This is a genomic window from Streptomyces sp. PU-14G, from assembly GCF_041028275.1.
In the GTDB taxonomy this organism is placed as follows: Bacteria; Actinomycetota; Actinomycetes; order Streptomycetales; family Streptomycetaceae; genus Streptomyces.
Genome location: NZ_JASKYT010000295.1, coordinates 1 through 9,635, shown reverse-complemented (window position 1 = coordinate 9,635; position 9,635 = coordinate 1). Strand labels below are relative to the sequence as shown.

Sequence of the window (9,635 nt, the reverse complement as noted above, 5' to 3'; positions counted from 1 at the left end):
GCCGCCCCCCACCGCACCACCCGCAACGGGCGACGCGACCCGCGCACACGGGGTGGAGACCGGACCACCCCCCATGCCGTCCAGCACACCGCAGTCCGCGCCACCACTGGCCGACTGGCTGCGGTTGCCCCGTCCCGACGCCCTGCCCGGCGTGTGGCGCTGCGGGTACCAGCCGCGCCCACCGGAGGACCCCGACCGCATCCCCGCTCGGCAACTGGTCAGCGGCGCACTCATCTCGTTCCTGATGGGCTGGCTGCTGTGGTCGCTGCTGTGGAACGGGTATCTGGGGGACTACTGGAAATGGCCGCTTCTCGCTCTCGTCCCGGACTCCTGGCGGGAGCCCGGGGAGGACCACACCCTCTTCGGGTGGGCGACCCGCCTCTACAGCACCGCGGTGTTCGTGGGCTTGGCGGTCTTCTTCGGTCGCATCGGCCGATGGGACGAGCTTCTTCGTCGCGCGGGCGCACTCCTGCGTGATGACGGTGCACGCAACCAGGCAGGCGTCACCCCCGACCGCGTCGCCGAACCGTCTCCCGCCCCCCCTCCTCACCTGGACCCCGTCGAGTGGCCCGCGTTGCGTTCCGGTGGGGCAGGGGAGGCCGCTGAGCGGCTGGCGGCGGAGTTGCGGGCGGGGCTGATGACGGATGTCGACCATGCCCGCATCGACCGGGCGTGGCAGACGGTACGGGCGCGGCCGCAGCGTCTGTCGGCGTTCGTGGACGGGGTGGTCAATGAGGGGGCGGGTGCCTGTCGTCACCCTTCGGGCGCTCGGGATCTCCCCGTCAGGGCCGCGCAGCATGATCTGTCGGTGCGGCAGGTACGGATCGGCAGGGCAGCCGACTCGGAGCGCAATCCGCACGAGTACCGGGGGGCGGGTGTGGCGCTGGACCCCTCGCTGCTGGGGACGTCGGCGCTGGCCGTCGGGCCGCCGGGGACGGGCAAGACGACGAAGCTGGCCCGGCCCGTGGTGGAGTCGCTCTGCTTGCAGGCGTTGGCGGGGCAGGCCGCGGTGATCGCGGTGAGTCCCGCCGGCTCCCACTTCGTGCACGACGAGTCCTTCGATCTGGTGGTGCGGTTGGGGCATCCCGACTCCACCCACGACCTGGATCCGTACGGGGGCACGACGGACCCGGACGAGGCCGCCGGCATGCTGGCCGAGGCGCTGGTGGGTGACCTGACGGCGGCCTTGCCGGGCGGGGACAGCCGTCGTGCGGCCACGGCGCTGGCGCAGCTCATCGGCCCGTTCGCGGCGGTGCACCGGCGCTTCCCCGCGGTGCCTGAGCTGCGGGAGCTGCTGGACGGTGCTCCGGGCGCGCTGGACGCGCTGCGGGAGGCCCTGCGCGCGCAGGGGCAGAGCGCCCAGCTGCGCGAGCTGGACGCTTTCGAGCGCCAGTCCGGGCGTGCGGGGGACGTGGCCGCGCTGCTGGCCGACCGTATCGCGCTGCTGGACAGGCCGGCCTTCGCGGACTTCTTCCTGCCCGAGGGGAGTCCCAGGGCAGAAGGCCGGCGCCCCTTCTCGCTTCGGGCGCTGGAGTATCCGCTCAGGGTCCGCATCGACCTGCCGGAGCGGGGGCACGCGGAGGCGTCGCGCATTCTGGCGCGGCTGGTGCTGGCGCAGTTCACCGAGTGCGCCGTCGCGCGGGCCGATCAGTCGCTGTTCACCTGCCTGGTGCTGGACGACGCGGCGCAGACCGTCACGCCTCAGGCGTTGCGCGGGCTGCAGCGGCTGCGCTCGGCGCACGCCGGTGTGCTGCTCACGCTGCGCGCTCTGGACGAGGTGCCCGAGCCGTTGCGCGGCCCGCTGCTGGGGGCGGTGGGGTGCCGGATGGTGTGTGCGGGGGTCACTCCGTGGGACGCGGAGCGGTTCGCCGAGGTATGGGGGACGGAGTGGGTGCAGACCCGTACGGTGACCAATCGGCAGCTGGTCTCGGACGAGCCGGTCACGCGGATGCTGCACGCGGTCAGGCGGCTGGCGACGGGTAAGCATGTGACGGCCGAATCGGTCACCGTCCGTAGTGAGCAGCGGGAGCGGTGGTCGGCGTCCGATCTGGCCAACGAGCTGCAGCCCGAGCATGCGGTTCTCTCCTTCACCACGGTGCGTGGCGAGCGCACCCCGCCGATCCTCACCAAGCTGGGGGAGTGACGGGACCGCTCCGGCCGAGGCAGAGCCGCTGGGGAGCCCAGGCAGAGCTTGCTGGCGAGCGGAGGCGGAGCCGCTGGGGAGCCGAGAGGGGACGGGCGGAACCCGGACCGCGCCCGATCGAGTGAATGACCGAACGGGGGCGGACGCCTGTACGGTGAAATGCGTTATGCCTCCGACTCTTGCCACGCTCGTCCAGAACTCCGCGCTCCGCCTCTCCGTGCTCGCGGGGCACGACCGGCTGGACGCGTCCGTGCGGTGGGCGCACTCCAGCGAGCTGGCGGATCCGACGCCGTACATGGACGGCGGCGAGCTCATACTCTTCACGGGTCTCAAGCTGGACGCGGACGACCCCGAGGTGATGGACGCCTATGTGCACAAGCTCGTCGGCAAGGGTGTGGTGGGTCTCGGCTTCGCCGCCGGGGTCAACTACGACGGGGTGCCCGGGCCGCTCGTCGAGGCGTGCCGGAGCGCGGACCTTCCGCTGCTCGAGGTGCCGCGGCGCACTCCGTTCATCGCGATCAGCAAGGCCGTTTCGGCGGACATCGCGGCGGAGCAGTACCGGGCTGTGACGGCCGGGTTCGACGCGCAGCGTGAGATGACCCGGGCCGCGCTCTCGCGCGAGGGACCGTCCGCGCTGCTCGCCCGGCTGGCTTCGCAGGTCGACGGGTGGGCAGCGCTCTACGACGCGTCCGGCTCCGTCGTCGCGACAGCCCCTGCCTGGGCGGTGCGGCGCGCGGCGCGTTTCGTGGGCGACGCCGAGCGGCTGCGGGACCGGCCGACGCCGGCCAGCGCGGTCGTCAGTGAGGCGGACAGCGGTGACGACCGCGTCGAACTCCAGTCGGTCGGCAGCGGCAGACGCGCCAAGGCCGTACTGGCGGTCGGGACTGCGGCGCCGTTGGGTACGGCGGAACGGTACGCCGTGAACTCGGCGATCGCCTTGCTGACTCTCACCATGGAGCGCTCCCGTGCCCTGCAGGAGGCGGAGCAGCGGCTGGGGGCCGCGGTCATGAAGATGCTGCTCGTCGGCGAGGGGGATCACGCCCGCGCGGTCGCCGGGCAGCTGTACGGCGGTTTGCTGGACGCTCCGATGCGGGTCATCGTCGCGGAGCCCGCTTCCGCCGCCGCCGCGCGGTACGCGCAAGACAGCATCGCGGCGGCCCATGCGAGGGCTTCGAGCGCTTCGGGTGCTTCGCGCGCGTCGGGTGTTCCTGGCCCCTCCGCGCGCCCGGCCGGGACGCCCCGCGCGGGGGTGGGGGCCGCCGCCGGCCCGGGCCCCTCCGCGGCGACTGCCGCCGTGCACTCCTCCTCCACCGCTCCCACCGGTTACCTCGCCCGTGCGGGCGAGCCCTGCGGTCTGACCGACCTGGCGGGCTTCTCCGGCGGCGCGCCCACCGTCTCCGGGGCGAGGGAGGCCAAGGCGTCGACGGCGAGGAAGGTTCCCGCGCCGAAGGCGGCTCCTTCCGCCCCCTCCGCGTCCAGGGGGAGACCCACGTCTCCGACGGCGGCACCGTCCGCCAAGGAGCCTGTCCCCAAGGAGCCCGTCACCAAGGAGGCCGCCCCTCCTGCGCGGTCCGGCTCCGGTCACGGCTCCGGCTCCGGCTCCGGTTCAGGTCACGATTCCGGTCCCGGTCACGGTTCCGGTCCCGGTCACGGTTCCGGCCCCGCACACGGGGTCGGCTCCGTCGCGTCGACGGCGGCCGGCGTGGTGGTCGCTCCGGGCGGCGGGCCGCAGGCTGACAGCTCCGACGCAGGGCGGCTGGGGCAGATCGTCTGGCCGCTGGAAGAGCTCGCCGACACGATCGAGACGGCAGCCGCACGCAACGGGGAAGCTGTGCTCGTGGTGCCTGACGGGGCGCGACTGGTCGTGCTGGCGTCGGACGGGGGTGCCGCGGCAGCCGCGTGCGCCGAGTTCGCCGCGACGGCCGGTGCCGCGCAGCCGGGTCGGCGGCCCGAGAGGGGAGCCGAGGAAGGGCTGTCGATCGGCGTGTCCGCCCCGGCGGGGCTGCCGGCCGCCGCCGTCGCGTTCAAGCAGGCCGACCAGGCGCTGTCCGTCGCCAGACGGCGCGGGGTGCCGCTCGTCGAGCACGAGGACGTGGCTGCGGGCTCGGTTCTGCCGCTGCTCGCCGATGACGCGGTGCGTGCGTTCGCGGACGGGCTGCTGCGGGCGCTGCGCGAACACGACGCGAACGGCAGGGGCGATCTGGTCGCCTCGCTGCGGGCCTGGCTCTCCCGGCACGGCCAGTGGGATGCGGCTGCGGCGGAGCTGGGCGTGCACCGGCACACCCTCCGGTATCGCATGCGCCGCGTGGAGGAGATCCTGGGGCGTTCGCTGGACGATCCCGATGTCCGCATGGAGCTGTGGCTGGCCCTCAAAGCCACCAGTTGAGCTGTTTCCGGGCCCTTCCCCTGTGAGGGACACCTGTGCGGGACGACCGGCACAGGGACATTGCGTAGCACGCTCCCGCACAAGTGCTACGTTCCGGACAAGAAGCGGTCGGGCTCACACGGCCTACGGTGGACGCGGAAACAGAGCCACTCATCCGCATCCGGAAGGCGATCCGCAGTGACGACAGCGAATTCTCCTCACGCATTCTGGCTCGCCGGCCGCAAGGCCACCGGCGACAGCATCCTCGATGTCACCTCGCCGTGGGATGGCCGGCACGTCGGCGCCGTCAGCATTCCGACCGCCGAGCAGGTGGAGGAGTCCGTGGCCGCCGCTGTCGCGGTCGCCGACGAGTTCTCCGCGACGCCGGCCCACGTCCGGGCCGCCGCGCTCGACCACGTCACGCGCCGCCTGGAGGAGCGTGCGGGCGAGATCGCCGAGTTGATCTCCGCCGAGAACGGCAAGCCCATGAAGTGGGCGCGCGGTGAGGTCGGCCGCTGTGTGTCCGTCTTCCGCTGGGCCGCCGAGGAGGCGCGCCGCTTCAACGGCGGCGAGGCCCAGCGCCTCGACTCGGACGCGGGCGGCACGGGCCGGCTCGCCTTCACCCGCCGCTTCCCCTACGGCCCTGTCCTGGGAATCGCGCCGTTCAACTTCCCGCTCAACCTATGCGCCCACAAGGTGGCCCCGGCGATCGCGGTCGGCACTCCGATCATTCTCAAGCCGGCACCCGCCACGCCGCTGTCGGGGCTGCTGCTGGGTGAGCTGCTCGCCGAGACGGACCTGCCGGCCGGGTCGTGGTCGGTGCTGCCGGTGCCGAACGACCAGATGCCGGGTCTGGTGCAGGACGAGCGGCTGCCGATCATCTCCTTCACGGGTTCCGCGCCGGTCGGCTGGTCCATCCTCGACTCGGCGCCGCGCAAGCGGGTCACGTTGGAGCTGGGCGGCAACGGCGCCGCTGTCGTCCTCGCCGACTACTCCTCCGAGGCGGACCTCGACTGGGCGGCGCAGCGCATCGCCACCTTCTCCAATTACCAGGCGGGACAGTCCTGCATCTCGGTGCAGCGGGTGGTCGCCGACGCGTCCGTGTACGACCGCCTGGTGCCCAAGGTCGTGGCCGCGGTCGAGGCGCTCAACACCGGCGACCCTTCCGACGAGTCGACGGATGTCGGCCCGCTGGTGAGCGAGGAGGCCGCGCGCCGTGTCGAGTCGTGGGTGGGCGAGGCCGTCTCCCGCGGCGCGAAGGTGCTCACGGGCGGCAAGCGGGACGGCGCGAGCGTCGAGCCGACCGTCCTGGAGAACGTCCCCGCGGACACCCAGATCGGCTGCGAGGAGGTCTTCGGACCCGTCATGTCGTTCGTGAAGGTGGACGGCGAGAAGGAGGCCTTCGCGGCGGTCAACGACTCCAGGTACGGCCTGCAGGCCGGTCTGTTCACGCATGACGTGCAGGCCGCCTTCCGGGCGCACCGTGGCCTGGAGGTCGGCGGTGTCGTCGTGGGGGACGTGCCGTCCTACCGCGCCGACCAGATGCCGTACGGAGGCGTCAAGGACTCCGGCGTGGGCCGTGAGGGGGTGCGCTTCGCGATGGAGGACTACACCTACGAGCGCGTCATGGTGCTCACGGGCCTCGATCTCTGAGCATCCGAGCCTCCGGCCTCGACCTCTGAGTATCCGAGTCTCCGAGCCGCCGGTCTTCGGGCCGCTGGTCTCCGAGCCGCTGGTCTTCGGGCCGCCGGTTTTCGAACCACCCACCCTCCGCCTCGGCTCCGAGGGTGGGTGGCCCCGGGCCGGGCCGCTGCTGCGCCGCTGCCGGGCGCCCGCTCCAGGGTGTCCGGCAGCGGCGTACCGGCTTCTTGCCTGTCCGTGTTCCGGCCCCGCCTTCTTCCTCCCCCCCCTCCAGGTCGCCTCGTCCGGGGGGTGGCCGCCGTGCGGGCCCCTTTCCGTACCTACTAGTACGTACGGTGGTCTAAGGTGTCCCCATGAGCGGTACGGACACGGCCCGGAGGCTGATCGAGGCCACCCAGGAACTCCTGTGGGAGCGCGGTTACGTGGGCACCAGCCCCCGCGCCATCCAGCAGCGGGCCCAGGTGGGTCAGGGCAGCATGTATCACCACTTCGGAGGCAAGCCCGACCTGGCGCGAGCGGCGGTGCGCAGGAGTGCGGAGGAGTTGCGGGCGCTCGCGGACGCGGAACTGGCGCGCGAGGGAAGCGCACGCGAGCGCGTGGCGGCGTATCTGCGGCGGGAACGCGAGGTGCTGCGCGGCTGCCGGCTCGGCGGACTGGCCCAGGACCCGGACGTGGTCGCCGACCCGGAACTGCGCGCGCCGCTCAGTCAGACCTTCGCCTGGTTGCGGACCCGGCTGGCCGGCGTACTCGAAGAGGGGCGCGCCACCGGGGAGTTCGGGCCTGCCCTGGACCCCGCCCGGGTGGCTGCCGCGATCGTCGCCGTCGTGCAGGGAGGTTACGTGCTCGCGCGTTCGGCCGGTGATCCCGGGCCGTTCCACGAGGCGGCGGACGGCCTCCTGGCGCTCCTGGACGCGCATGCGACCGGAACCGGCGCTGCCGCGGGCGCCGCGTCATGACGTCCGATCGCGGGGCGTCCGACTGCGGGATGTCCGACTGCGGGGCGTCCGATTGCGGGGCGTCCGGTGGGGGAAGCTCCGAGGGTGGGTCACGGGCCGACCCAGGAGCCGTCCCGGCCCCCGGTAGTACCGTGGCCCACGCGCCGTCGACCGGCGAGATGGGTTCTCCCGCTGTCCGGACGGTTCTTGGGGACCTCCCAGGAGCTGAGCTGGGCGTCTGCGACAGCCACGATCACCTCTTCTTGCGCAGCCCCCGGCTGCCCGGCCAGGAACTGAGCGACACGGACGCCGCGGAGCGTCAACTGCGCGAGTTCGCCGCGCACGGGGGCCGGAGCCTCGTGCAGTGGACGCCCTACGGGATGGGCCGCCATACCGGCGCGCTGGCGGAACTGGCTCGGCGCACGGGTGTCCGTCTGGTCGCGGCGACGGGGCTGCACCAAGCCGCCCACTACGCCGAGGAGCCCCCGGCCGACCTGGCGGAGCTCTTCGTGGAGGAGCTGACCTCGGGGGTGCGCGGCGGTATCTGCGGGGCGGCACCGAGGGCGGGGCTGATCAAGGTCGCCGGGGACTTCCACGGGCTCGGTCCGTACGCGCGGCGGACGATGTCGGCCGCGGCGGAGGCCCACCACGCGACCGGCGCCCCGATCGCCGTCCACCTCGAACTGGGCACGGGCGCGGCGGAGGTGCTCACCCTCCTGTGTGAGCGGCTGGGGGTGCCACCGTCCCGCGTGCTGCTGGGGCATCTGGGCCGGTGTCCGGACATCCGGATGCAACGGGAGGTGGCGCGCTCCGGTGCCTGGCTGGTGTTCGACGGCCCCTCGCGGGCCCATCACGCAACGGACTGGCGGCTGTTCGACAGCCTCGCGGATCTGGCGGAGCGCGGGCATGGCGACCGCCTGCTTCTGGGCGGCGACACGGTCACCGCGACGGCGCGGTCCGAGGGCGGGGTGCCGCAGGTGAGCCGCGTGCTGCAGCCGCGTGTGGCGCGCGAGTTGGGCGAGAGCCTCGCCCGGCGCATCTTCGTCGACAATCCCGCGCAGGCCTTCGCCGCCCACTGGAGGAGCTGAGCCGCCACCCGCCACCCTCTGACCGTCAGCCGTCAGCCGTCAGCCGTCAGCCGTCAGCCGTCAGCCGTCAGCCGTCAGCCGTCAGCCGACAACTCAGGGGTGCTACGAAAAGTTCCCGAACGAATCTGCACGGGCCTCAACCGAAACCATCCGATCAGCGAGGAGTACCGACCGTGTTCGTCTTTGCGCAGATCAGTGACCTCCACCTCGGTCAGGACAGGGGAGACGAGGGAGCGCGGGCGCGCGCTCGCGCCGAACGGGTGCTGGCCCGGCTCGCCGGCCTCCCCGGCGAGTTGGATGCTGTGCTGCTCACCGGGGACATCGCCGACCACGGGACAGAGGGCGAGTACCGGCTGGCGGCCAAGTTGTTCGCCGAGCACGGTGTTCTGCCGCTCATCTGTCCCGGCAACCACGACGTGCGCGGCCCGTATCGCTCCGTCCTGCTCGGCGGAGACGCGGCCGACGCCTCACCTGTCAACCAGGCACACCACCTGCTCGGCGCGACGCTCCTGATGTGCGACTCCAGCGTGCCCGGCAAGGGTCACGGCCGTCTCGACGACACGACGCTCGCCTGGCTCGAGGCGGAGCTGAGCGCGGCGCCGGACGACAAGCCCGCCTTCGTCTGCTTCCACCATCCGCCCGTTCCGCTGCACGGCCAGTACGTCGACGCCATCCGGCAGTTCGGCGAGGAGCGTCTTGCCGAGGTCGTGGGCCGGCACGAGCACGTCGCGGGTCTCCTGTGCGGGCACAGCCACACTCCCGCGGTCACCACCTTCGCGGGTCTGCCGCTGGTGGCGGCGCCCGGGGTGGTCTCGACGCTCAGGATGCCCTGGGAGGGTGAGGACGATGGGCCTCTCGACTACGAGCTGCCGCCGCTGATCGCCTTCCACGTGTACGACGACGAGGGGCGGCTCACCACCCACTTCCGCGCCGTCCCGTAACCGGCCGCTGTTCCGTCCGGTAAGGGACCTGAACCGGTCCTCCCCTTCCGCCACCCCGTTACAGTGCTCGACAGGGCTCAGGGGAACGGAGTTCCGCAGCACTCGCGTGCGAGGGTGTCCGCATCCACAGGGGAGGTGGGATCGATGTCCCTGCGTGAGCAGTGGCAGCGACGGCGGGTCGGACGCACCCTGACGGCCGCCGTGGCGGGAATCGCCCTGCTGCTGCTGATCGTGGTCGTCGTTTCGATGCTGACCGGTCACTACACGCCGCCGAACGACGCGACACCATGAAGCGGCCCGAGCGGGCGCACGGGACGGCCCGCCGGAGGGCGCGGCACCTCCCGGCCCCTGGACCACCGAACGACTGCCGGAGCAGCGAATGGCCCCGGAGCACCGAATGACCCCCCGAAGCATCGAACGACCTGCGATGACGAACCGCTCGCGCCGGCGGCCACCGCCCGCGCTGACATCGAACAGCGCCACGTCCCCGGGGCTCTCAGCGGACGCGGCCTCCCCCCTGAC

General features: G+C 72.7%; 7 protein-coding genes. All 7 read left to right on the top strand.

From position 1 onward, the window contains the following. Positions 1–73 precede the first annotated feature (73 nt). The gene (locus tag AB8Z75_RS26410; RefSeq protein ID WP_369206186.1) at positions 74–2,143 is read left to right on the top strand and encodes an ATP-binding protein; all 2,070 of its coding nucleotides are present in this window, start codon (positions 74–76) and stop codon (positions 2,141–2,143) included. Between the two features lie 166 nt (positions 2,144–2,309). Next, positions 2,310–4,529, top strand: coding sequence for a PucR family transcriptional regulator (locus AB8Z75_RS26405; RefSeq protein ID WP_369206182.1), 2,220 nt, complete (start codon positions 2,310–2,312; stop codon positions 4,527–4,529). Positions 4,530–4,706: 177 nt separating this feature from the next. Next, complete coding sequence (locus AB8Z75_RS26400; protein ID WP_369206180.1) at positions 4,707–6,161, top strand: aldehyde dehydrogenase family protein; 1,455 nt, start codon at positions 4,707–4,709, stop codon at positions 6,159–6,161. Positions 6,162–6,502: 341 nt separating this feature from the next. Then, positions 6,503–7,105 carry a TetR family transcriptional regulator gene (locus AB8Z75_RS26395; RefSeq protein WP_369206178.1) on the top strand — a complete coding sequence of 201 codons (603 nt, stop codon included), beginning with the start codon at positions 6,503–6,505 and terminating at the stop codon, positions 7,103–7,105. Between the two features lie 158 nt (positions 7,106–7,263). Beyond that, positions 7,264–8,172, top strand: coding sequence for a phosphotriesterase (locus tag AB8Z75_RS26390; RefSeq protein WP_369206184.1), 909 nt, complete (start codon positions 7,264–7,266; stop codon positions 8,170–8,172). A gap of 173 nt (positions 8,173–8,345) precedes the next feature. Beyond that, on the top strand, positions 8,346–9,113 hold the full coding sequence (locus AB8Z75_RS26385; protein WP_369206176.1) for a metallophosphoesterase: 768 nt from the start codon (positions 8,346–8,348) through the stop codon (positions 9,111–9,113). A 144-nt stretch (positions 9,114–9,257) separates the two neighbouring features. Then, positions 9,258–9,404, top strand: a complete 147-nt coding sequence (locus AB8Z75_RS26380) for a hypothetical protein (RefSeq protein WP_369206174.1) — start codon at positions 9,258–9,260, stop codon at positions 9,402–9,404. Positions 9,405–9,635 lie beyond the last annotated feature (231 nt).